Annotated in this window: 25 protein-coding genes and 1 pseudogene; 10 read left to right on the top strand and 16 right to left on the bottom strand. The window is 55.1% G+C overall.

Going from position 1 to position 23205, the window contains the following annotated elements; genetic code table 11:
- Positions 1-7: 7 nt before the first annotated feature.
- The 4 genes from sepX to ACXM2N_RS03820 all read right to left on the bottom strand — a co-directional run bounded on the left by sepX (position 8) and on the right by ACXM2N_RS03820 (position 4359).
- The gene (gene sepX, locus ACXM2N_RS03835; RefSeq protein ID WP_458490185.1) at positions 8-1072 is read right to left on the bottom strand and encodes a divisome protein SepX/GlpR; all 1065 of its coding nucleotides are present in this window, start codon (positions 1070-1072) and stop codon (positions 8-10) included.
- Between the two features lie 229 nt (positions 1073-1301).
- The gene (locus ACXM2N_RS03830) at positions 1302-2006 is read right to left on the bottom strand and encodes a GNAT family N-acetyltransferase (RefSeq protein ID WP_458490183.1); all 705 of its coding nucleotides are present in this window, start codon (positions 2004-2006) and stop codon (positions 1302-1304) included.
- Positions 2007-3275, bottom strand: a complete 1269-nt coding sequence (gene glp, locus ACXM2N_RS03825) for a molybdotransferase-like divisome protein Glp (RefSeq protein WP_458490181.1) — start codon at positions 3273-3275, stop codon at positions 2007-2009. It abuts the gene before it with no gap.
- A gap of 163 nt (positions 3276-3438) precedes the next feature.
- Positions 3439-4359, bottom strand: coding sequence for a UTP--glucose-1-phosphate uridylyltransferase (locus ACXM2N_RS03820; protein WP_458490179.1), 921 nt, complete (start codon positions 4357-4359; stop codon positions 3439-3441).
- Positions 4360-4618: 259 nt separating this feature from the next.
- On the opposite strand from ACXM2N_RS03820, the gene ACXM2N_RS03815 reads away from it, so the two are divergent.
- The 3 genes from ACXM2N_RS03815 to mscL all read left to right on the top strand — a co-directional run bounded on the left by ACXM2N_RS03815 (position 4619) and on the right by mscL (position 6377).
- Positions 4619-5188 (top strand): 5-formyltetrahydrofolate cyclo-ligase, encoded by a 570-nt coding sequence (locus tag ACXM2N_RS03815; RefSeq protein WP_458490177.1) that lies wholly within the window; start codon positions 4619-4621, stop codon positions 5186-5188.
- 168 nt (positions 5189-5356) lie between these two features.
- The gene (locus ACXM2N_RS03810; RefSeq protein ID WP_458490175.1) at positions 5357-5866 is read left to right on the top strand and encodes an SAF domain-containing protein; all 510 of its coding nucleotides are present in this window, start codon (positions 5357-5359) and stop codon (positions 5864-5866) included.
- A 106-nt stretch (positions 5867-5972) separates the two neighbouring features.
- Positions 5973-6377: a large conductance mechanosensitive channel protein MscL gene (mscL, locus tag ACXM2N_RS03805; RefSeq protein WP_458490173.1), complete on the top strand. Its 405-nt coding sequence runs from the start codon at positions 5973-5975 to the stop codon at positions 6375-6377.
- 48 nt (positions 6378-6425) lie between these two features.
- Here the strand turns inward: mscL and ACXM2N_RS03800 are convergent, their stop codons facing one another.
- From ACXM2N_RS03800 to ACXM2N_RS03770, 7 genes are all read right to left on the bottom strand, one after another.
- Positions 6426-6593 carry a hypothetical protein gene (locus tag ACXM2N_RS03800; protein ID WP_458490171.1) on the bottom strand — a complete coding sequence of 56 codons (168 nt, stop codon included), beginning with the start codon at positions 6591-6593 and terminating at the stop codon, positions 6426-6428.
- A gap of 32 nt (positions 6594-6625) precedes the next feature.
- Positions 6626-7192 carry a MogA/MoaB family molybdenum cofactor biosynthesis protein gene (locus ACXM2N_RS03795; protein ID WP_458490169.1) on the bottom strand — a complete coding sequence of 189 codons (567 nt, stop codon included), beginning with the start codon at positions 7190-7192 and terminating at the stop codon, positions 6626-6628.
- Between the two features lie 111 nt (positions 7193-7303).
- Positions 7304-8605 (bottom strand): S1C family serine protease, encoded by a 1302-nt coding sequence (locus ACXM2N_RS03790; protein WP_458490167.1) that lies wholly within the window; start codon positions 8603-8605, stop codon positions 7304-7306.
- 144 nt (positions 8606-8749) lie between these two features.
- Positions 8750-10213, bottom strand: a complete 1464-nt coding sequence (locus ACXM2N_RS03785) for an ATP-binding protein (protein WP_458490165.1) — start codon at positions 10211-10213, stop codon at positions 8750-8752.
- Positions 10213-10905 carry a response regulator transcription factor gene (locus tag ACXM2N_RS03780; protein WP_458490163.1) on the bottom strand — a complete coding sequence of 231 codons (693 nt, stop codon included), beginning with the start codon at positions 10903-10905 and terminating at the stop codon, positions 10213-10215. The genes ACXM2N_RS03785 and ACXM2N_RS03780 overlap by 1 nt, the downstream gene beginning before the upstream one ends.
- A gap of 445 nt (positions 10906-11350) precedes the next feature.
- The gene (gene rpmF / locus ACXM2N_RS03775) at positions 11351-11524 is read right to left on the bottom strand and encodes a 50S ribosomal protein L32 (RefSeq protein ID WP_458490161.1); all 174 of its coding nucleotides are present in this window, start codon (positions 11522-11524) and stop codon (positions 11351-11353) included.
- 12 nt (positions 11525-11536) lie between these two features.
- Complete coding sequence (locus tag ACXM2N_RS03770; protein WP_458490159.1) at positions 11537-11803, bottom strand: type B 50S ribosomal protein L31; 267 nt, start codon at positions 11801-11803, stop codon at positions 11537-11539.
- Between the two features lie 589 nt (positions 11804-12392).
- On the opposite strand from ACXM2N_RS03770, the gene rpmB reads away from it, so the two are divergent.
- The 6 genes from rpmB (at position 12393) to ACXM2N_RS03740 (ending at position 15339) form a co-directional block, all read left to right on the top strand.
- Positions 12393-12629, top strand: a complete 237-nt coding sequence (gene rpmB / locus ACXM2N_RS03765; protein ID WP_458490157.1) for a 50S ribosomal protein L28 — start codon at positions 12393-12395, stop codon at positions 12627-12629.
- Between the two features lie 3 nt (positions 12630-12632).
- Complete coding sequence (gene rpmG / locus ACXM2N_RS03760; protein WP_012359793.1) at positions 12633-12797, top strand: 50S ribosomal protein L33; 165 nt, start codon at positions 12633-12635, stop codon at positions 12795-12797.
- A 3-nt stretch (positions 12798-12800) separates the two neighbouring features.
- Positions 12801-13106, top strand: coding sequence for a 30S ribosomal protein S14 (gene rpsN, locus ACXM2N_RS03755; RefSeq protein WP_458490154.1), 306 nt, complete (start codon positions 12801-12803; stop codon positions 13104-13106).
- A 14-nt stretch (positions 13107-13120) separates the two neighbouring features.
- The gene (gene rpsR, locus ACXM2N_RS03750; RefSeq protein WP_458490152.1) at positions 13121-13369 is read left to right on the top strand and encodes a 30S ribosomal protein S18; all 249 of its coding nucleotides are present in this window, start codon (positions 13121-13123) and stop codon (positions 13367-13369) included.
- Positions 13370-13602: 233 nt separating this feature from the next.
- Positions 13603-14481 (top strand): putative nucleotidyltransferase substrate binding domain-containing protein, encoded by an 879-nt coding sequence (locus ACXM2N_RS03745; RefSeq protein ID WP_458490150.1) that lies wholly within the window; start codon positions 13603-13605, stop codon positions 14479-14481.
- A gap of 174 nt (positions 14482-14655) precedes the next feature.
- On the top strand, positions 14656-15339 hold the full coding sequence (locus ACXM2N_RS03740) for a TetR/AcrR family transcriptional regulator (protein ID WP_458490148.1): 684 nt from the start codon (positions 14656-14658) through the stop codon (positions 15337-15339).
- 35 nt (positions 15340-15374) lie between these two features.
- Here the strand turns inward: ACXM2N_RS03740 and ACXM2N_RS03735 are convergent, their stop codons facing one another.
- Both ACXM2N_RS03735 and ACXM2N_RS03730 read right to left on the bottom strand, forming a co-directional pair.
- On the bottom strand, positions 15375-16196 hold the full coding sequence (locus ACXM2N_RS03735) for an HpcH/HpaI aldolase/citrate lyase family protein (RefSeq protein ID WP_458490989.1): 822 nt from the start codon (positions 16194-16196) through the stop codon (positions 15375-15377).
- 232 nt (positions 16197-16428) lie between these two features.
- A complete protein-coding gene (locus ACXM2N_RS03730) occupies positions 16429-16950 on the bottom strand; it encodes a hypothetical protein (protein ID WP_458490146.1) in 522 nt (173 codons plus the stop codon).
- 234 nt (positions 16951-17184) lie between these two features.
- Between ACXM2N_RS03730 and ACXM2N_RS03725 the strand changes: the two are divergent.
- Positions 17185-18512 (top strand): annotated as a pseudogene (locus tag ACXM2N_RS03725) (ISL3 family transposase).
- Positions 18513-18606: 94 nt separating this feature from the next.
- Here ACXM2N_RS03725 and purH read toward each other — a convergent pair.
- The 3 genes from purH to ACXM2N_RS03710 form a co-directional block, all read right to left on the bottom strand.
- A complete protein-coding gene (gene purH, locus ACXM2N_RS03720; RefSeq protein ID WP_458490144.1) occupies positions 18607-20172 on the bottom strand; it encodes a bifunctional phosphoribosylaminoimidazolecarboxamide formyltransferase/IMP cyclohydrolase in 1566 nt (521 codons plus the stop codon).
- On the bottom strand, positions 20165-20791 hold the full coding sequence (purN, locus tag ACXM2N_RS03715; RefSeq protein ID WP_458490987.1) for a phosphoribosylglycinamide formyltransferase: 627 nt from the start codon (positions 20789-20791) through the stop codon (positions 20165-20167). Before purN ends, purH begins: the two co-directional genes overlap by 8 nt.
- 255 nt (positions 20792-21046) lie before the next feature.
- Entirely contained in the window at positions 21047-22993 is a 1947-nt protein-coding gene (locus ACXM2N_RS03710) for a cell division protein PerM (protein ID WP_458490142.1), read from the bottom strand.
- Positions 22994-23205 lie beyond the last annotated feature (212 nt).

The raw sequence follows: 23205 nt of genomic DNA, 5'->3' as shown, positions 1-23205 counted from the left end.
TGAATTATTAGCTGACGCGGCGGGAATCTGTATCAATCTCACCGCGCGGGTCTCTGATGACGGGGCCGGTGGCCACGTCAAGCTCTTCAAAATCAGGGCTATCGTCATCAAGCTCGAGCACTACCGCACCTGGGCGGCGGAGACGTTGCGGGATGCCAAGCTGCTCATCATTCTTATTTCGTACACCTAGGCGCGCGCGGCGAAGCTGCGCGATCCTTCGTGCCCGCAGGCGCTCCTCGGCCTGCACCTGCCGGCGCAAGGCAACCATGTACACACCTGCAAAAACGACAACCACCGCTGGCAGGGCCCATGCCCAACCTCCGACGACGAATCCAAAGACCACAGCAACCAGCGCCGCCACGGCAAGGCCGATGAGGGTGCGGGTGCGACGCTGGTATCGGTCGGTCGACGCCTGGGCGTCGGCCTCTGGGTCCCAGCCGCCACGGTGTGCGCGGCGGGCAGCAAACTCGAGGTCTTCGTCGGTAAGCTCCCTGGAGTCCGTGATCTCGGGCTCTGCTGCTTCCTCTGCAACCTCAGCCTCTACCACGGGGTCTTCCTCACCGGGGTACAGGAGATCACCTGGTGACACGAAAGCATCGTTCAGCTCGTACGGCTGGCTGTACTCATCGAGATCTTCCACTTCAGCGGTTGCTTCCCCCACTGGTGCAGGGTCAGGTTGTGGAAGCTCTGCCACTACCTCGCCGTCCACCACGTTGGCTTCCACATCCTTGGAGGGAGTATCTTGCTTCTTGCCCAGTTTGGACTTCACCGTCTCCATGGCGGAATCCACGCGACGGGCAGAATCGTCATCAATGAGGGCATCGTCTTCAACCGGCTCAGCGGTAACCATCTCAAGGGACTCGGTGTCCTCGCGTCCGGCGTGAATATCCTGAGGGGTCAGCTTCGGTCGTTTACGAGAAGGAAGTTCACCGCTACCGCCAGAATAGACAACGCGAGTTTCATCAAAGGCTTCACCAGCCTTGCTGATGGGACGCTGTCCACGAAGCAACCACGGTGCGAGCACGAAGAGCCACACCACAGCGATCAAGACGATCACGAGAGTTGGAGACACGAGAAACAAAACCTTCCGCGTTGTTGTTTTGTCAGCAGCCCAGCTTAACCGCGCCACTTCGTAGGTGACAGTGTAGCGGGAATACAAACCTACTCCCACCACAAAAGCTTCACGTTCTTCCGTGAGGCAACCTGCTGGAAACCAGGGAGCAACAACCACAAAGTGGGTGATGTTTTCCCTCACATCACAATGAAGCCAGAAATGCCTTAATCCTAATTCCGGCTACCGGTTAAGATTGATTGCCACGCCGGATACGCCCGCCGGCGGCCAAACGGAATACGCAGGACTCTGGGTAATCGTCGCGCACAATAGCCACAAAGTGGTGATCTTGCCAGCGACCATTGATGTGCAGATTTCGGCGCAAGTAGCCTTCGTCCGTGAAGCCATTTCTCGCCAACACCAGCCGGCTCGCCTCGTTGAACGGCAGGTACGTTGCAGTGACTCGGTGGATCCCCACCCGAGTAAATGCGTGATCCACACCCAGCGCGCAGGCCGCAGTGGCAACACCCCTGCCCTGGTACTGAGAGAATACCCAGTACCCCACCCAGCACTCGCTGATAATTCCCTGCTGAATATTGCCCAAGGTCAATTGACCAGCAAACCGCCCATCAACCTCGATAACCATGGGCACCACCAGACCAGCGTCTGCTGCTTGGCGCAAGTTAATGAAGTAAGCACGCCACGCTTTCATGCTGTGAGCGTGAACCCAGCCGTGCTCTACTGTCGGCTCCACCGGTTCGAGGATCTCACGATCTTCTAAGCGCTGGTGGCACCAGTCTTCGCCGTCTTTATAGGCCAGCGGGCGAAGCCGCAGTTGAGCACCATCAGGAAGCGTAACGGTGCGCGTGAATTCACCCCAACCCGGGTGCTGTGGGTGCACGCTGCCCTGAGCTGGTGTTGGGCCTACAGGAAAAAGCTGCCGTAGGAACTCCACTTAGCGGCTTCCCTGGGACAGGAAGATGACTTCAACGATGTCGCCTGGGCGGACTTGGGTAACGTCCTCCGGAATCTTAATCATGGCGTTTGCCTCAGAAAGACCCGCCAGAAGGTGTGCGGGGGCTCCGTTGGCACCGCCTAGTCCCTCAACTAGATAATCCTGCGTCTCAGCATCGCGCATGAGACGAGCACGAACGTAACCACGGCGCCCAGCCTTGGACCCAACGTGGTTGAGCGCGCGAGCACGAACGGTGCGACGCTGCGGTGCCGTACGCCCCAGCCCCACGCGGATTGCGGGACGGATGAACATTTCGAAAATTACCAGCGCGGACACAGGGTTGCTAGGTAGCAGGAACACTGGGATCTTTTCCTCACCCAGTACACCAAAGCCTTGGACGGACCCCGGATGCATTGCAACTCGGGTGGTGTCAATCTCACCAAGTTCACTGAGAACCTTACGGATTGCTTCGGATCCAGATCCACCAACGGCGCCGGAGATAACGATGACCTCGCTGCGCATCATTTGTGATTCCACGATCTCACGCAGCTTGCGTGGCTCACCGGCGGCTATGCCCACGCGGTTGACCTCGGCGCCCGCTTCGCGCCCCGCCGCAGCTATCGCGTAGGAATTCACATCCAGTACTTGACCCAGGCCAGGCTCGCGGTCAATATCAACCAGCTCGTGCCCCACAGAGATGACAGTGAGGCGAGGGCGCGGGTAAACCAGCACCTTGTTGCGCCCTACCGCGGCGAGTAGGCCGATATGGGAAGGACTCAAAATGGCACCAGCGGACACCGCCACGTCGCCTGGACGGATGTCGTCTCCTTGACGACGCACAAATTCGCCCGAACGTACCGGACGTTTCGCAGTAACACGCTTGCGCCCACGGTCTGTCCACTCCAACGGAATCACAGCATCGGACAGCGCCGGCAGTGGCGCGCCCGTGTGCACGCGCACGGCCTGCTTCGGCTGCAGCCGAAGCGGGCGCTGCGAGCCCGCAGCCACCTCGCCGACAACGGGCAACGAGGTCTCGGAGACGTGCGGTTGGGCGTCGGCAGGCAGACCCAAACCTCGTTCACCACCCACATCCACCGCACGGATGGCGTAACCATCAATTGCCGCCTGATCAAAACCAGGCATAGGCTTGGTCGCTTGCACCTCTTCAGCGCACATCAAACCAAGCGACTCAGTAATAGCAAGACGCACTGGCTCCGGCGCAATGGCGGATTCAGTTACCAATGCAAGCTGCTGCTCTACAGAGCGCACGAGTTCTACTCCTCACTGCCCAACCCCACCCATTTGGCGTAGGTCAATTCACCCTAATCACTCTAGTCGAGATAGCCCCTGAAGTTACCAACTGCAACTAAAGCCTAGGGCACCGGCTTGATACCAGGCCCCTAGGCTTTAAGTAACGTTGCGTACGGACTAATTAGTCTTCGTACTCGCTCAGAATCTGACGGATAGCGCGCTTGAGGGACTTACCGTAAGTAGGGTGCGCAAGGCCAAAGTCCACCACAGCTGGAATGAAGCCACCTGGGTTACCAAGATCATGGCGCTTACCATCGTGAACCAGAATATGAACAGGGTGGCCCTCATCAATCAGGAGATCGATGGCATCCGTCAACTGAAGCTCACCGCCAGCACCCGGCTCGATGCGGCGCAGAGCATCGAAAATCTTGCGATCAAGCAAGTAACGGCCGGTCGCAACAAAGTTAGAAGGTGCATCTTCAATGGCAGGCTTCTCCACCATGCCATGAACCTTCTTCACAACGTGAGGGCCCTCGTAATCGGCCTCTTCAATTTCAAAGACACCGTAGTTGTAGGTCTCATCTTCCGGAACTTCAAATGCACACAGGACAGAACCACCAAGCTGCTCACGCACCTCGGCCATCTTCTCCACAACGCCCATTGGGAGGACTAGATCATCAGGAAGCATGACTGCGACGACATCCTCGTCATCATCAAGGAGCTCCTCAGCACACGCGACAGCGTGCCCCAATCCCAACGGGGATTCCTGAATGACAGAAACCGGCTCAATCAGCTCAGCGGCACGACGAACCTTTTCCAACTGCTCAGTCTTGCCACGAGACTCCAACGTTGCCTCTAGCTTTGGGAAACGCTTGAAGTGATCAAGCACTCCCTGCTTGTTAGGCGCCGTGACAATGGCCAATCGAGAGGCACCCAACTGGGCCGCTTCCTCAGCAATCACCTCAATGCCTGGGGTATCCACCACAGGCAGGAGCTCTTTTGGCACGGTCTTGGTAGCAGGCAAAAACCTAGTACCCATACCAGCAGCAGGGACAATTACCGTTTTCACGGCGTGCGAGTGTTCATTAACAGGCAAGGTCATACCAACGACCTTACCCGCGCAACCGCCCCAACTTTCGTTTTTAAGCTGCGATTACGCTGTGAGAAGTGTAAATTATCTCGTTCGGCAACACATTGGAAAGGGCTTTCAGATAACCCCCAACCTGCAGCGAACCCGCTTTGACGTGACCAAAAGAACTCAACAAAGCAGCACTAATGTTATATACATCACAAAAAGCCCTGCGATAGTATTTAGGAAGAAACTGTTTCTTTCACGGACTAAAACAAAGGCAGTGTAGAAAGTGAACCACCCAACCAACAAAGATCTCCTACGCCAGTCCATTCAGCGGGCAAGGAAGGAGATGACCACGGCCACACGCGCAGCCAAAAACAAAGCCCTGCAGGCAAACCTTGAAAGAATTATTACAACGTATTCCGCGGCTCGGGTAGCCGCATACGTCCCCCTCCCCAGCGAGCCCGGCGGAACAGACCTAATCCCCACACTTCACCGCCTCACCAAAGAGCTCTACCTTCCTCGCTCCAACGAAGACCGATCACTCTCTTGGGGCATTTACGCGGGTGAGTCTTCACTCAGGCTCGGAAAGTTCAGAATTCCAGAACCCACCAACGCCCCCTTTGATAGCAGCATTCTGGACTCCCTGGACCTAGTATTGGTCCCCGCCCTTGCTGTAGATAAAGACGGCTACAGACTCGGCAAAGGTGCCGGTTACTACGACAGAGCCCTGGCTCACTGCACGACCCCAACTGCCACCTTAATATTCAGTGAGGAAATCCTAGATTCCGTCCCCCGCGAAATCCACGACATACCAACCTCTTTCATCATCAGCGACGCTCCCACCGGAACCGAATGAACGATCCCCGCGTCTAATTCCTATATGAAGGAATTTTTCTCACAACACCTAGCCCATCCGGGGATCAAGAGAAGCATCTTTCTCCGCCGCTGCCTTGCCATAGCTCTAGTAGTACTGGGGCTTTGCTTTCAGCTAACGCGGAGTGCACAAACGACGGAGAAAGTCGTCGTGTTTACCGCCGACGTCTCCCCGGGCACCACTATCAGCAACGAGGTCGTTGAAGAAAAAGAGCTCCCTTTAGAAGCCATCCCCCAAGGGGCCCTTAGGGAAGCCGACGCAGTGGTGGGATCAACCACGGCATCAGCCCACACAAAAGGCTCGGTGGTAACCACGATGAGCACTGCATCCACGGATCTTTTACATAAAGCAGTGACAAATTTCACAGACGAGGGCCGGGGCGATCAAATGAACCTAGTACCCATCAAATTATCTGACCCAACCATCGCCAACCTACTCCACCAAGGCGACGTAGTCACCGTCATATCAACCCGCCATGACAGCACTGAAAAAGAGATCATTGCAGCAGGTGGGACCGTTATTTACAGCACCAAAACTACTACTGAAGGCTCTGACACATCCCCCGGTACCGTCATGCTCGCCCTACCCACCGCAGACGCAGAAGCAGTTGCAGCCCGCTCACTCACCGCCCCACTCACGGTGGTTGTGACCGGTAGTTAGTTTTCTATCCAACACCTTACGGAAAGTGGAATAGATTTTTTCCTCGATAATGATTAATGTTCCTCGCAGTCTATTTATCACAACCTAACTAAAAGGTGGTTCTATCATGCTCCAGGGCTTCAAAGACTTCATCCTCCGCGGCAACGTAATCGAGCTCGCAGTTGCAGTCGTCATCGGTGGCGCTTTCACCGCTATCGTTACCGCTTTCTCCGATAACCTCATCAACCCACTGATCGCAGCTATCGGCGGCGCAGACGTAAGCGGTCTTGGCTTCTACCTCCGCCCAGGCAACGAGGCAACCTTCATGGACTTCGGCGCAGTTATCACTGCAGCACTGAACTTCCTGATCATCGCCGCAGTTGTTTACTTCATTCTGGTTGCTCCAATGAACAAGCTGTCTGAGATCCAGGCAAAGCGCAAGGGCGTCCAGGAGGACGAAGAGACCCCAGCTTCCATCGAGGCAGAGCTGCTGACCGAGATCCGCGACCTCATGCGCCAGCGCAACATCTAATATCTTCACAGATAACAAAAAGCACCAAGGATTACCTTGGTGCATTTTTTATTGCCCATAATGTGGTGGCATTTGATCTTTGTAAAACTTAAGACCCGTGGGTTCCTCATCCTGATCGGGGTCCAATATCACGGCTCGCTCGTCATCGTAGGCGGAGACGAACGTAGTATCGCGATCCGCTTGCCTGTCATAGTCAACAGCGTCAGACTTTCGCACAACTCGGCGACGCCTCCTAGGGGCCACCACAGCTACACATCCATAGCAGCGAATCGAAGCTGATCCACCAGGTGATGAACAAGCGGCGTCAGCGTAGCCATTCCGTCACGAATAGCCGCGCGCGACGCAGCCAAATTGACGATTACGGTAGAGCCGGAAACACCGGCGATGCCTCGAGAAGTGCATGCATCCACCGCACCGCACGCCAGGCCTGACGTACGCAGGGCCTGTGCGATACCCACCACATGCTTATCCAGCACATCACGGGTAGCCTCCGGCGTCTTATCCCGTGGCCCTACACCGGTACCGCCCACCGTAAGTACCAAGTCAACGCCACCTACGACACCGGTCTCAATGACCTTTCGGATCTGCGAACGCTTGTTTTTGACGGTGACCACGCCATCGACCACGAAGCCTCCTTCTGACAGCAGCTCCGTGCAGACGCGATCGGTGTCCTCCCCTGACTTGATCGTGTGATCAGATACCAGCACAACCAACGCACGACGAGGAGAATCCTGAGGGATCCCGTTAGCCTCTGTCTCTCGGAAGAAGTCAGCATCTGGCTCAGTGATGTCCTCCAAGCTCTTTGAACTACTCAATTACTAGGGCCCTTCTACTCCTACGGGAAAATACAAATTTAAGTATTGCGGTAAACCTTTAAAGAAACAACAGCGGAATCTGTGTTGCTCACTCATCAACACGTTTCCGACTTACTGGTTCGTGAGGGTGACTTGGACTTCCCGAGGGTTCTCGCCTTCCGGACCTTCAACCTTCAGAGTGATAGTTTCTCCAAAATCACTGCTGCGTACAGCAGCAATCAGCGCGTCCGCAGAATCAATGCGACGACCGTTCATCCCAGTAATAATCTCTTCTTCCTTCAACCCCGCGGCTTCGCCCGGACCGTTAGGCGTAACTTCTGCGATTACCGCACCCGCCACATTGGAGTTGGAGATCAACTGAATACCGATCATTGGCTGCGTGGCTTCTCCAGACTCAATCAACTGGCTAGCCACACGTCGCGCAAAATTCGACGGAATGGCGAATCCCAAACCGATGCTGCCAGCCTCTCCCGACATGCTCGAGGTAGAAGCAATCACGGAGTTCATGCCCACTAAGTTGCCCTCGATATCCACCAAAGGACCACCGGAGTTGCCGGGGTTGATAGCCGCGTCAGTCTGGATGGCATCAATAAGAGACGACTCACCGGTATTGGAGCCGCCAGCTCGAACCGGACGGTTGAGCGCTGAAACGATACCGGAGGTTACAGTGGCAGACAGCCCAAGTGGAGAACCAATAGCCACTACTTCCTGGCCAACCTTGACCGCATCAGAATCACCAAAATTCATCACTGGAAGGTTGGAGACATCTCGCATCTTGATAACGGCAACATCCGTATTAGGATCGCCAGCGACGAAATCCGCCTCATGCTCGGTACCGTCATTCAACGTCACCACGATCATAGACCGCGAGCCTTGCGCGGCTTCCACGACGTGGTTATTGGTCATCACGTATCCGTCTTCAGAAATGATGGATCCAGAGCCTTCCGACATCCCCCTGCCTGTCATGACCTGGATCGAAACTACGGAAGGCAAGACCGAAGCAGCCACAGCTTCTACGGAGCCTGCCGCCGCCTCATGTCCCGTTGAATTGTTAACTGGCTCTTCCCGCAATGAATCCACCACAGAAGTCTGCGAGTCAGTTGATGAATCAGAGGAGTTAGAAACGATAACACCGGTAGCTGTTCCAGCACCTATAGCGGCAACAAGCGCCAAAGCAATAGTAGTAGGCAAACCTACAGTCTTTTTCTTCTTTGCTTCGACTACCTGGGGTTCGCTAATTGACGGGTTATTCCACTGCTCACCAGATGACTCGCGTTCCGGCGAGTCAGCCTGGCTATAGGAATTATCCGTAGAGTACGGCGAGGATACTCGCTCGAACGAAGAAGTTTCTTCTGGCTTCTGTTCAAATTCGCTACCTGACGGGCGGCCAGGCTGACCGTAATCGTTATTCATAGAAGTGAGTATCCACCTTTCAGCTTGGGCAGGTCTGGAACGCGTCTGCTCCAAAACATAAGACTTCCTGTAGGTTACCTGTGAGCCACTTTCCGTGCCAGTTCCCCTAAAGCGTCACCTGCAGCACCGCGGTTTTTGTTAGTCCTATGATTCATTTAATGCATGAGCAAGCTTTTCACTTTCTTCCGGCGCTCCCGGAAGAATGACCCGCATCATCGCGCCACCATCGGTAGATTCTTCGGCAGCTATTGTGCCGTTATGCCGATGGATGGCGTGCTGAGCGATAGCAAGGCCGAGACCAGATCCCGGAGTGGGATCAGCCTGCGCGGAACGGAAAAAGCGATGGAAAACTAAATCACGATCCTCCTCTGGAATTCCTGGGCCAGAATCACTCACAGTGACCTGCATCGTTCCGTCGAAAAGCGGAATCATCTCGATTCGAACGACACCACCTTGAGGTGACCACTTGGCCGCATTGTCCATAAGATTCAACATGGCGCGTTCGAGCGCATGACTATCACCGTGCAGATACCACGGGCTAGATTCCAGACGGAACTCAACGTCTTTGCCTCGACGAACCGCGCGCGACAACGCCGCCTTTACCGTTGCCACGAAGTCCACCGTTTCAAGAGACACCTCCGGCCTCTCATCGCGAGCAAGATCGACGAGGTCACCAATCAAAGTGGATAGCTCCTCCATCTGCGCAATGACGTCGCTTTCAAGTGCCTCTAGACCAGACTCATCAATGCCGCCACTCGAGTTATGAACCATCATCAAGAACTCGATGTTGGCACGCATACTGGTCAGTGAGGTCTTAAGCTCATGACCCGCATCTGCTACGAAATCAGCCTGCCTCATCCGAGACTCCTCCAGGCTGCGCAGCATTTCATTGAAAGTCCGTGCCAAAGAAGCGATCTCATCCGTACCTTTCACATGGATCGGCTTCACTTCACCTGTCCTGCGGTTGTGCTCCAAGCCAAGGCGAAGCTGCACTAACGGCTTTAAGGCGGATCTGGAAGCTACCACGACGGCGCCGATCGCGAACAGCAGGGCTAAGAAAGCAAAAATTAGTAGGGCGACACCCAGTGAGACAATGAGATGGTGGGTGTTGGCCATATCCTTTGCTAACACCACAGTAGCGCCGATGTCGCTGGATTTTGACAGCACACGTTCACCGTTAATGGTGGCTACGGCGTACCCACTTTCGTTGACATCCTCCTTGTATAGCCGTGGAAGATCATCCCCCACCACATAATCAGAGCCTGCCGGACGCAATAAGACGCGAGTATCACGGTAATACTCACGGAATTCATCCACCTTCAACTGTGCGGACGAGAGATTCCTGAGGTCGTAGAGCTGGGTGAGCAACGCCGTCGCACGGGAATTAAGTTCGGCATCCACCGAACTTTTGAGAAGGGCTGACACCAGCCAGAGCACAACGATCGATGTGATACTCACTGTGGCTGTCAGCACAGCAGCCATGGGCGTTACTATGCGCCGGAGCACAGAGGAATCATAGGAAAGCTCAGCCCGCCTAACGTCGGAAGAAACCAAGCCCAATCGACGCTTGTGCGATTTCCCCACCCGCTCAGCAGCTTTCCTCAACATCACTGAGGAGCGTTCCTTAGAACGTAGCCAACACCTCGGACCGTATGAATCAAGCGTGGCTCTCCCCCAGCCTCCGTCTTACGGCGGAGGTAGCCAATGTACACCTCAAGAGCGTTGCCGGAAGTTGGAAAGTCGTAGCCCCACACTTCTTCTTGGATGCTAACTCGCGAGAGCACTCGACGGGCGTTAGCCATCAAAAGCTGAAGCAACGCAAACTCAGTCCGGGTGAGGCTGATCTGTCGACCGCCGCGGGTCACCTCGCGGGTTTCTAAGTTCAGACGAAGGTCATCAAATTCGAGTTCTCCGTGATGAGGAGTCCCACTAGAGGCCGCCGCTGCACGGCGTAACAAGGAGCGCATGCGCGCAAGTAGTTCTTCCAGAGCGAATGGTTTTGGGAGGTAATCATCTGCCCCCGCGTCGAGTCCTGCGACGCGATCGGACACACCATCACGGGCGGTAAGTAGGAGAATTGGTCGATCATCACCACCAGAGCGGAGAGTGCGGCACACCTCTAGGCCGTCCATTCGGGGCATTGTGACGTCCAATATTACGAGATCTGGTTGCTCTTTCTCAATGACTTCGAGAGCCTGCTCTCCATCTTCCGCGAGAAAGACCTCATAGTTATTAAAAGTCAGTGACCGGCGCAGGGATTCGCGGATAGCGTGCTCATCGTCGACTACAACAATTCTCATAAAAAGTACTTGCCTTGCCTTCCTGTGTGATCAAACGCGCCTAGGCTCAAGCTGGAAACCTAGACCAGGTGAGAAACATATTCACCGTGCTCACACGCCAGGAACGTGGGATTCAAGGCAGGGACGGCGAGAATGTGGGTTCGATACTACCTGCTTACCCTCAGGGTTTCGCCGTAAACTTCCACGGGGTTACCCCACCATGCCGCCTCGCATCGTGACCGATCCTCGGCGTAAGCGATATGCTTCAGGGCGGAAATGACGCACTGTGGATCAGCATTGTCTTAGGCTGTCTTCGCAGGTCAGGAGCTCAACTCTCGCCATGGTGAACTCGTGAGATGGCCACCAGAAATAATCCAAGGGTAAGCAAAAACCGGTTCGTGATCCTTTCATCAAGGACCACGAACCGGTTTAGGATTCAGCTATATAAAGCTTATGAAAGCAGAAATTAGAACTGCTCTACGTCTACAAGGCCAAGCTGAGCTGCCTTTACCAGACGACGTGGAATGCGAACGGTCTGGCCGTTTACCTTTACCTCCTGGAGGGCAACATTGTCTGCCTTCCACTGGGAACGGCGGGAGTGCGTGTTCGCACGGGACATACGACGCTTTGGTACTGCCATGGTTTTCCCTCCTTAAGCCTTCTTCTTGCGGCGGGCCATGCCACCGAAACGCTGGTTGAACTTCTCGACGCGGCCAGCGGTGTCCATGACGCGCTGCGCACCGGTCCAGAATGGGTGGGACTCGCTGGTAACGTCAACGACGATCAGCGGGTACTCGTTGCCGTCTTCCCACTCAACGGTGCGGTCAGACTTTGCAGTTGACTTGGTCAGGAACTGGTGACCAGTACCTGCATCACGGAATACCACTGGGTGGTAGTCCGGGTGGATGTCCTTCTTCATATAATCTCGATTCCCTCAGGATTGATACTTCAGGTCGGTTCTACACATCTTCACGGAAATACAGGATCTCACGGTGTAGATCGTGCCTGAGTTGGGCTCGCATTGATCTTTACCAACACGCCGATTTTATCGCATGACAAAACCCGCGTGATGACAACTTTGAATACCTTACACCTATCAGCGCTTTTTCTAAAATCAGGCCACGAAAACCCCAAGAAGCAACCACAACTCATTACTGCAGTACCACTAGCCACCACCCACCACGGAATAGTTACCCCCAAGTACCGAGTTGACCTCTTATATAAAGGAAGGCTGAGCCCGCACGAATTTACCGCCTAAAAGCCACCTCCTAGTAAAAAGGCGCCAGCATTTAAAACATCACCAACTCAAGTAACAGTGGTTCACTCAGCTTTCATATTTGCTTACAGATTAGGAAAAATCAGTAAAAGCATGTAAGCTCACTCCTTGCTGTTGTCGAAATTGTTCGTTTATCGCCCCGTCAGCTGGCTTTTCCATGTCTCTAGCTGGAGTTATCCGCTAAAGAATGGTTCTTAGATGTTGAATGTGGGCGGCTAGGAGAAAGAAACCCATGTCGGCTATTTGCCAGGTCACGGGACGCAAGCCGTCTTACGGCAAGCAGGTCTCACACTCGCACCGACGCACCTCTCGCCGTTGGAATCCCAACGTGCAGCGTCGCAAGTTCTACCTTCCATCTGAAGGCCGTACCATCACTTTGAACGTATCCACCAAGGGTCTGAAGGTCATCGACCGCGACGGCATCGAGTCCGTTGTTGCAAAGATCCGCGCACGTGGGGAGAAGATCTAAAAGATGGCACGTAATGACATCCGTCCAATCATCAAGCTGAAGTCTACGGCTGGCACCGGCTACACCTACGTCACCCGTAAGAACAAGCGCAACAACCCGGATCGCATCACTCTCAAGAAGTACGATCCAGTTGCACGCAAGCACGTCGAATTCCGCGAGGAGCGATAATCTATGGCTAAGAAGTCCAAGATCGCCAAGAACGAGCAGCGCAAGGCTATCGTCGCCCGTTACGCGGAGCGCCGTGCTGAGCTCAAGGCAATCATCAAGAATGAAAACACCTCTGACGAGGACCGTCTGGATGCACAGTTCGAACTGAACCGTCAGCCACGCGATGCATCTCCAGCTCGCGTACGTAACCGGGACGCAAAGGACGGCCGCCCACGCGGCTACCTGCGCAAGTTCGGTGTTTCCCGTGTCCGTATGCGCGAGATGGCTCACCGTGGTGAGCTGCCTGGCGTTCGTAAGTCCAGCTGGTAATTCAGGAGTTTGCAATGAAGCGCACAAACATGAAGAAGGCGCGCATGGAGCAGTCCCGCCGCCCAAAGAAGAACCCTCTCAAGGCTGCTGGCATCGAGAAGGTGGACTACAAGGACATCAACACCCTTCGTCAGTTCATTTCTGATCGCCACAAGATCCGTTCCCGCCGTGTTACCGGCCTGACCCCGCAGCAGCAGCGTCAGGTAGCTACCGCGGTTAAGAACGCCCGCGAGATGGCTCTCCTGCCGTTCACCAGCCGCTAAATCGTCTGGGTGACCTAACAACGCTCTCGGTGGCCTGTGCCCACTGAGCGCGATGACAGCTTTGAACGCTCGTTTCTCACATTGAGAAACGAGCGTTTCGTTGTTGAATAGCACATAATGCACAATTTCCGGCTCTGGTGCTGTAGATTGCTATCTGTTAAAACTTTCCAGGTGCCGTGTGTACGGCGACATACATAGAAAGTATCCCTGTGTTGCACACTTCCCTACTTGAAATGGCTGAGCAAGCTCCACTGTGCCAACAGCCAGCTACAGCCCGTGGCGTCCTAGCTGAGGCACAAGATCTTCTGCGCAATGCTGTTGAGCATGGTGAAAGCCCTGAGCCATTAATTATTTGGTTCTCTCAGCTGGTACGAGACGTGCTTCACTCCCCAGCCGTCAAACAGATGAGCGGCGGGGCTACTCTCATCCTTACCGGCGCTGTGGGACGCCGCGACGCGCTGCCGTACTCATCCGTCAAGTGGTTGACCGTTGGCGAGGGCCACGAGGACACTAAACCCCTGGCTGATCTCATTGCGGGGGTTGGCCTGGTTCCAGATGAAACCAGCTTTGGGGTCAAAGCCCGCACCAAGGACGAATGGTTGTCTATGATTGAGGGCTGCTCCAGCAAGGAAATGGCAGTGTTTGCGGATGCGGGCACCTTCTTCCTTGATGCCGTCGTTGCTTTGGACGATCATTCTCCCCTGCTTGTCGACGCGATCAACCACCGCCCGCCGGCGGCAATCCGCACCGAATCCGGTCTCCCCGATCGGGAGGTCCCAGTAGATGTGCGTAAGGAGCTCCTCTACCCAGTCATCGCTATTGCTCGTTGGGCAGCAGTTTCCGCAGGCTCTAGGGAACTTGCAACATCCGCACGCATTCAGGCTGGCATTGATGGCGGAAAACTCTCCCAACAGCAAGGCGACTACCTGAAGCAAGCCTGGGACGCTGGTTTGAAGCTGCAGATCCGCCGATGGGCGGATGGGGTCCACAAAAACGAGGCCACGGCAGAGTCACTGCCATCTATTCAGAGGAGCATTTTCGGCGCGTCCGCCCGCATGGTATCGGATGTCCTCTACACCCTCGCAGAATCCAACAACCTCTCGGTTCAATAACTTCCACTCTGGCTAATCTGTGTAGTCAACAATGCATTATGCGACAAGATTAGCCGTGCGACTAACAAAGTTTTTCTGTCAAGGTATAGAATATTATTTCACGCGTTCAGCAGAAAGTCTGATCGCCGCCACCTGAAGTCAGTTGAGCACGTTCTTGAAAGGGGTGTGGCATTAATGGCAGGAGCTGTCGGCCGCCCACGCAAAAAGAGTCCTCGCCGTCGTGGAAGTACGGCTCGGGAAGAAATTCTTGATGCGTCATCAGAGCTCTTCACCACCCAAGGCTTTGCCACTACCTCCACGCACCAGATTGCTGATGCAGTGGGTATCCGTCAGGCGTCGTTGTACTACCACTTCCCGTCCAAGACGGAAATCTTCCTGACGCTACTGAACTCCACAGTTGAGCCGTCCACCAAGTTGGTTGAGGCGTTGGCTAAGGAGCAAGATTCTGACCCTGCTATCCGTCTGTGGGCACTGACAGCAGCCGAAGCTCGTTTGCTATTGTCCACGCGATGGAATGTTGGGCGTCTGTACCAGCTGCCAACCGCAGCGAGTGAGGAATTCAACGAGTACCACGATGCCCGCGCTCATTTGCAGAACATCTTCAATGAGTTCGCAGCTGAAATCGTGGGCGAGGATGATCCACGCGCCCGCCTGCCGTTCCACATCGCCCTGTCCGTTATCGAGATGCGTCCAAATGATGGCGTTGTCCCTGAACCGCTTACGCTTGATTCCCTTCCGGAACTAGCAATCATGCTCGCAGACTCCGTGCTCGCGGTCCTTGGCGCTGAGCTGCCCGAGAATCGCATTGAGCGTACGCTGAACCTACTTAAACAGGTTGAGGAAGCTAACGAGTTATGAAAAAGAGGTGTTCAGCAATGAACACCTCTTTTTCATTACAGCGCTGCTCTCTCGATCACCCGATGCGCTTGGGCAATCAGCGGTGCATCCACCATCTCTCCATCCAGTTTGAATGCCCCTGGGTGGTTCTTCGATTCAGCCACTACCCTTGTTGCCCATTCGATTTGCTTCTGGCCCGGCTTGTAGGCGCGCCGTACGGTGTCTACTTGCTTGGGGTGAATGCAGGCACTTCCAGCGAAACCGGAGCGAGCGGCGTCCACTGCTTCTGCGAACATACCCTCTTCATCATGAAAGTCCGCGTGGACGGCGTCGATGCTGATCTTTCCAGCGGCGGCAGCGTGGATATGCATCATCGCTCGGGTGAGGCGCATAGTGTCGCGGTAAGCAAGAGAATTGGCCTCATCATCTAGGAACCGTGAGTGGGTTCCGCCGAGCAAGGCTGTGAGGTCCTCTGCGCCCCAGAACAGTCCCACAACAAACGGGTGTTCCGCGATCTCTTTTACATGCACAACCGCCTGCGGGGTTTCAATCATCGCAATGATGTTCAGGCCTTCTAGGCTTGCTGGAATTCCGTCATAAACTTTAGGCACCATGACGGTGGTAAATTTCGTGGTGCGCACAAATTCAACGTCTTGATCGAAGTGATCGTCCATGGGCCCCACCACACGGACGATGGTGGATTCTGGATCCAAATTACAGCTGCGAATGTTCTCATAGGCTACTTGCCTGTCCACATCGCCTGCGCCATCTTCAAGATCGAGGATGACCATGTCAGCTTTGGAGGCTGCCTTGGGAATGATCTCAGCCCGTCCTGCTGGCGCGAACAAAATTGCAGGTCCTGGAATATGCAACGTCATGGTTACCGATTCTAGTGACAGCTCAGCAACGAGGTATCTGATTTCGTCCGGTGAGTATGGAATCGTTCCGTGGCCTTGGCCCCTCGACGATTTCACGATGCGCGCGCTTGGCGCAGCGCTCATAGCTGCCATGGAAGCCGTGGGCCACTGTGATCTTGGCCCGGCCACGGTACTCGTCTTGTGTGATGTCTGCCGGCGTCGGCAAGACCCCTCACATCGTGCCAATCGCCTGCTAGGCGATATAAACTACAACGTCTCTGCCCAGTGTGCACGTAACAAACGAATCATTGTCAGTACATGTCAGGGGAAAATTACGCTGCACTACCTCACTAAACACCGTGATCTTGGCGTTGAACTCACCGGTTCTTAGATAGTGGCGCACATAAGTCTCCCGCACCGCAAGCGCAAAATCCGCGCTGGTGTTAGCAGTGCCACGCCACACATTGTTAAAGTTGCCGGATGGTTTTCCGTTACGCGCAGCATCGTTTACTGGTTCCGCTCCCTTAGGCAAAGTGGGAAACTCCGGCCGTGGGGTTTTCGTCTCCTCAGATGGCACAGGCTCTGCCGACGTCTCCTGCGAGTCCGACCCAAGGCCTGAGGAGTTCACCAATCCACCTACCAGCAACGCGCTCACAATCAGTGCTACAACCGCGATGAGGACAATAGCCCACCGGCGCCGAGAGTCTGGCGTCGGCGCGCAAGCCTTCTCATTATCTAAGGAATCTTCGTCTAGGAAATGCGCATCCGAAACCATCAACAGCCCTTACACTCACAGCAGAACGGCTAACGAACTAGCCGGTATTACACAGTACCTCACCGTACCGTACCTACCCACTGCGCTAGGGTGGACATGTTTTAGCCAGCCAACTAAAGCGGCTCTTCCGGTTTTAGAGTGCATTCAGTAGCGCGGCATACATTAGTAAACGAGCCTCTTGCGAGTAAAGATTAAGGGTGTCGAATCCAACCTCTACCGCAAGGGGCTCTACTGATGCAGTCTACTGGCAACCTCATCGCTGACACCATCTGCCGCACCGCAGAACTCGGATTAACCATCACCGGCGCAGCAGACGCAGGGTCTAGAACCATCATTGAGTGCCAAGCCATCGACCCGATCAACGCCTGCCCACAATGCCGCCACGCGGGCGTATTCCGCGACCACACCATACGCACCCTTACCGACCTGCCAATTGTGGGTTTTCCCACCACATTAAAAGTCCGCCTGCCGCGCTACCGGTGCACCAACGACTGCTGTGACCAGAAGTACTTCCAGGCAGGACTAGCCTGTGCCTGCGACCACACTAAAGTTACTGACCGAGTCACCCGCTGGATACTCCAACGCCTGGCTATTGATCGCATGAGCATCTCAGCGACCGCTAAATCTTTAGGTATCGGTTGGGACTTGACCTGCCAGCTAGCCCTAGAGATGTGCCACGAATTGATCTACAACGATCCCCAACACCTGGCAGGGGTCAGTGTTATTGGTGTCGATGAACACAAGTGGTCTCATAACCGGCGCACACACGGCGACGGGTATGTCACCATCATCGTTGATATGACCGGGCACAACCCCCAAGAGTCCACCGCAGACAAAGCACCGGCCCGATTGCTTGATGTTGTCCCAGGCCGTAGCGCTACCGCTTTAAAGCAATGGCTTTATGCTCGTGGCCAAGACTTTCGTGACAAGGTGAAAATCATCAGCATGGACGGGTTCCAAGGCTATGCCAGTGCTGCTGATGAAGTCATCCCCAAAGCCACCAAAGTCATGGACCCGTTCCATGTGGTGCGTCTTGCTGGTGACAAGGTCACTAAGTGTCGCCAGCGGCTGCAGCGTGAAACTACTGGCCGGCGTGGAATATCGACAGATCCGCTGTATCGGAATCGTAAAAATCCTTGTTGACCCGCACAGCGTTTCTCACCGACAAGCAAAAAGACAGGCTAAAGGCACTGTTCACGTTTGATGATGATTATGCGCCGCTGCAGGAAACGTGGAAGATATACCAGCAGGTCATTGATTGTTATCAAGACGGTGATAAAAGGCGGGGAAAGAAAAACATGCGTGAGCTCATCACCACCCTGGCCAGATATACCAACACCGGGCTGCCAGAGCTGGCTCAACTCGGGCGAACCCTAGCCAAACGTAGCAAGGACATCCTGGCGTATTTCGACAAAGGCGTATCCAACGGGCCGGTAGAAGCTATCAACGGACGCTTAGAACACCTGCGCGGAATCGCCCTAGGATTCCGTAACCTCACCCACTACATCCTGCGCTGCCTGATCCACTCCGGCCAACTCGCGGACAAGATCAATGCACTCTAAAACCGGAAGAGCCACTAAAGCTCCAACGCCGCTGGCAGAATAGCGCGAGGGCTCATCGCCATAATGTGTGCGATGAGCCCCTGAGAGGTTTTGGCTAGTGAGCGAAGTGACGCGCCCCAGTCAGGTACATAGTGACACCTGCGGCCTTTGCGGCTTCAATGACTTCAGCGTCGCGGATAGAACCACCAGGCTGAACCACGGCGGTGACGCCAGCGTCAGCAAGGACTTGGAAACCATCAGCGAATGGGAAGAAGGCGTCAGAAGCAGCAACGGCACCTTCTGCTCGTTTAGTCTCGCCTGCGAGTGTGTTGGCACGCTCAACAGCGAGCTTTGCTGCGTCCACGCGGTTGACCTGACCCATGCCAACGCCCACCGTGGCGCCGTTCTTGGACAGCAGAATCGCGTTGGACTTGACGGCACGTACAGAGCGCCACGCGAACTCTAGCTCAGCGAGCACTTCATCGGAAGCTTTCTCGCCAGCTGCGAGGGTCCAGTTTTCTGGGGTGTCCCCCTCAGCGGTGATTCGGTCGCGCTCTTGGATGAGAAGACCACCAGAGATTCCGCGGCGTTCGAACTGCTGAGCCTCAGGTGCGGCAGCCTCCAAGATGCGGATGTTCTTCTTCTTTTCCAGAATCTCGATGGCACCGTCTTCATAACTAGGGGCGATGATCACCTCGGTGAAGATCTCAGAAACTTGCTTAGCCATCTCCACAGAGACTTCGCGGTTAGAGGCGATTACACCGCCGAAAGCTGATACTGGATCACACGCGTGTGCATTGCGGTGGGCTTCCGCGATGGAGTTGTCAGACACAGCGATGCCGCAAGGGTTGGCGTGCTTGATGATCGCAACGCATGGACGCTCGTGGTCCCATGCTGCGCGCCATGCAGCGTCAGAGTCAGTGTAGTTGTTGTAGGACATCTCCTTGCCGTGGTACTGCTTAGCACCTGCAAGACCCGTTCCATCAGAGTAGAGAGCCGCAGCTTGGTGTGGGTTCTCACCGTAGCGCAACACGTTGGTGCGCTGGTAGGTGGAACCGGTCCACTCTGGGAAGATGGAGTCAGACTCTAGCTGGGAGCCCATCCACGAAGCAACGGCCACGTCGTAGGAAGCGGTGTGGCGGAATGCGTCCACGGCCAACGCGGTACGCTCGGCACGGGTGAAGCCGCCATTTTTGACAGCCTCAGCAACGTCGCCGTACTTCGCGGGATCAACAACAACCGCAACGGATGGGTGGTTCTTGGCGGCGGCGCGCACCATGGAAGGGCCACCAATGTCGATTTGCTCGACGCATGCGTCGAAGTCAGCACCGGAGGCAACCGTCTCGGTGAACGGGTACAGGTTCACAACAACCAACTGGAACGGCTCCACCTCCAGCTCCTTGAGCTGAGCCAGGTGATCTTCCTTGCGGGTGTCAGCGAGAATTCCAGCGTGAACACGTGGGTGCAGAGTCTTCACGCGGCCTTCGAGGCACTCGGGGAATCCGGTGAGCTCATCCACAGGGGTTACGTCGATACCAAGGGCAGCAATCTTGGCTGCGGTTGAGCCAGTGGAAACAATCTCCACGCCGGCATCGTCGAGGGCGCGGGCGAGGTCTTCCAGACCGGTCTTGTCATACACGCTGATCAGCGCGCGCTTGATTGCCTTAAGGTCATCACTCATAAGCGAAGGACACCTTTCCTGAGTTGTTGTCCGCACCCATGACCACGGTTGCGGAGTTCAATACGTTGACGATGAGCGTGCGCTCAACTTGCTTGATTCTTTCGTGCAATTCAGCCTCATCTTCTCCCTCGAGTACCTTGACAGGTTCTTGGGCGATGATCTGGCCGGTGTCCACTCCCTCATCTACAAAGTGCACCGTAGATCCGGTGACCTTCACGCCGTAAGCCAGCGCATCGCGCACAGCATGGGCGCCGGGGAATGATGGCAGAAGCGCAGGATGGGTGTTGATGATGCGGCCACCAAAACGAGCTAGGAATTCTGCGCCCAAAATGCGCATGAACCCCGCTGATACAACCAGCGCGGGTTCATGCTTTCCGACGACCTCAGCGAGTTTTTCATTCCACGCACCACGGTCGTCGCCTTTTGCTAGGGGAACGGTCGCAGTCTCAATGCCCGCGCGCTTTGCGCGCTCGACGGCTTCACATTCAACATCCGTGACCACGCCAACCACGCGGTAGGCGGCGCCCTCCTGGGCGTCAATAATCGCCTGCAGCAAGGTTCCAGAACCAGAAGCTAGGACCACAACGTCTGTGGTCTCGTTGCTTGATCCCAATTGCATATTGAAAGTTTCAGTGCTGGTCACGGGAACCAATCTTAAGCCCCTTGCTACCCCGCTAGCCACCCTCTGAAGCCAAGAACCCCGCATCTACGCCCATAATTCCCCCCACGATGTCATATCCAGTTAGCCAGGTTTCTAGACCAGATTTCAGCCGAGAGTTAAACGGAAAACGAAAAAAGCCACCGTGAGCACTCATCACGGTGGCTACCCTTCGACCTTACTTGTCAGTACCAATACTCGATCGCGAATCAATAGCTATTTACGCCGGAAGATACCGCCACGGCGGCGCTTCCTCTTCACCGAGGCGGACTTATCCGCTACGGGCTCTTGTTCTACTTCACCGCCGTGGTACTCCTCCAGCGCCTCTTGCTGCACCTGATCAGCTACCGAAGAAAGCGATTCCCGTTCCCCCACAACCGCTTCCGGATCTTCATCATCAAATGCATCAGCATGCCAAGCACGCCCATGAGACTGTACGGCTACGGTTTCTTCGGTGGAATCCGGTTCCGTAGCGGGAGTCGCATTAAGAACCTGCTCCGTGTTCGCGGTAGCTTCACCATCCTCCGCTGATTCCGCTTCTTCCTCTACGGGAGGATTTTCGGGCGTTGGTTCTTCATTCACGTGCTCGTCTTCTTCAGCCTCTTCAGGCACTGGTTCTTCAGCAGCATCACCTGATTGAGGTGCGTTATCAGAGTCATCCAAACCTGACTCCACCTCACTTGATGCTGTTTCCTCGGCTACGGCTGTCGGATCATGAGTCTCATCAACCTCTTCATCGCCTGCGCCAGGTTCATCCTCTTCTGTTTCATCGCCCTGATTATCCGCTGCAGGCGGTAGCTCATCAGTAGGTTCAGCAACGTCCTTGTCAGCGGAAAGACCGTCGTCTACGTAATCCGAATCATCTGCTTCCCCACTAGCTACCCGGCGAGACACCAAGGCCACAACCGCAACCGCAAGGGTGTTCACAACAGCACACCACGCAAGGATGAAGCCTGCGGTCATCCAGATGTGAGGCCCAACGTTGCCATAAACGCCCAAAGAACCTGAACCAAAGATGCTCAGGACCAATGCGTAAACGCCTGCAAAGATAGCAGCAGCCAGACCGGTGCCCAATCGAGGGACATTCCGATACACAGCGTTCACCATGCATATCCCGGTAACGACCAACAAGATGGCCGCCCAAGGATGTGCGGAGGCGGGCAGCGCTCCCAAAAGAGGAACTGGTGGCAGTGGAACTGAGTTCACGCCGAACAATGAGTACAAGCCCTCACCGAAGTTGAATTCCGATCCGGCAAACATGGCTAAAGCGGCAACGATCGCGTTCGGTAGATAGAGCACGCTCAGCGCAACAACCCCTAGAACGCCTGCCCCCGAGTCGTACGCATTAAGAGAATCCGCCACAGCGCGGTAGTGGATTCCCAAGCTGATGATCACTGCAGCTAGGGAAACCGCCCCCAATACAGCGATACCGCGCGCGCCGAGCAACGCAGATTCAACCAGCCACGTTGGCATGCTAAACCTTCGCAGAATTGCCCGCCACAGACGCCTGCCCATACCGATGACGAAGGCAGATCCGTGCAGGAGCGCAGTCATCCCCATCGCGACGGCTATGTTGGGAACACCCACGGGGTACACCACTGAGGCATCGTACAACATCGCCGCGGCGGTCAATGTAAGAAGTATAGGAATAAGCAGAACACACAGCAGCAAAACGCCCAGATCAGCGAGACTTACTTTCTCTTTCACTAAAGCGTGCACGCGCTTTGCCACGACCAGCGCCAACAGCGCCGCCGGAAGCATGGGTAAGTAACCGATGGTGTGCGCAGCCCCCTGGACTGGCACCATGTTCACCACTAACCAGAACTGGGCGATAGTAGATGGCAACGCAGCCATTGAACTTGAAGTTGCAATCAGCGCGATAAGAGCAAAAACAATGGCCACCATAACCACGATGCCGTTAGGCAGCGCAGCTACCGGCAAGAAGGAGCGCAGACGCGAGGTAAAGGTGGGCCCCACGTCCGTCTGAGCGGATGTACGCTTACGCTTTCCAAATCCCCGTACTCCCCCACCAGGACGCGTAGATTCAACCGGCTGCTTCGACGCAACAGACGGCGAACTGGTGGATCGTACCCGAGCTCTTTTGGAACCTCGTCCTCGACGACTAGGCCCCGAAGGTGAGGAAGGACTGGACTTAACGTTCATTCCACTAACTGTGCCATGAACTAGCTAGTTTTTGGCTTTCACACGGCCAATAATTCTTTCCACAGCTATTTCAAAAGATATTGACAATTAGCCTTGAGCAACCGATACTGTTCTGACATCTGTCCTAACTACTCAGGCCCCCACCTGCCATTCCTCATACAACCCGCGGGACAATACTCATGTTCTCCTACTCTATTGCGCACAATATAGAA

It is taken from the genome of Corynebacterium sp. ZY180755 (genome assembly GCF_054331495.1).
The sequence above is the reverse complement of the archived record's forward strand: the minus strand, read 5'-3'. Positions and strand labels throughout refer to the sequence as shown.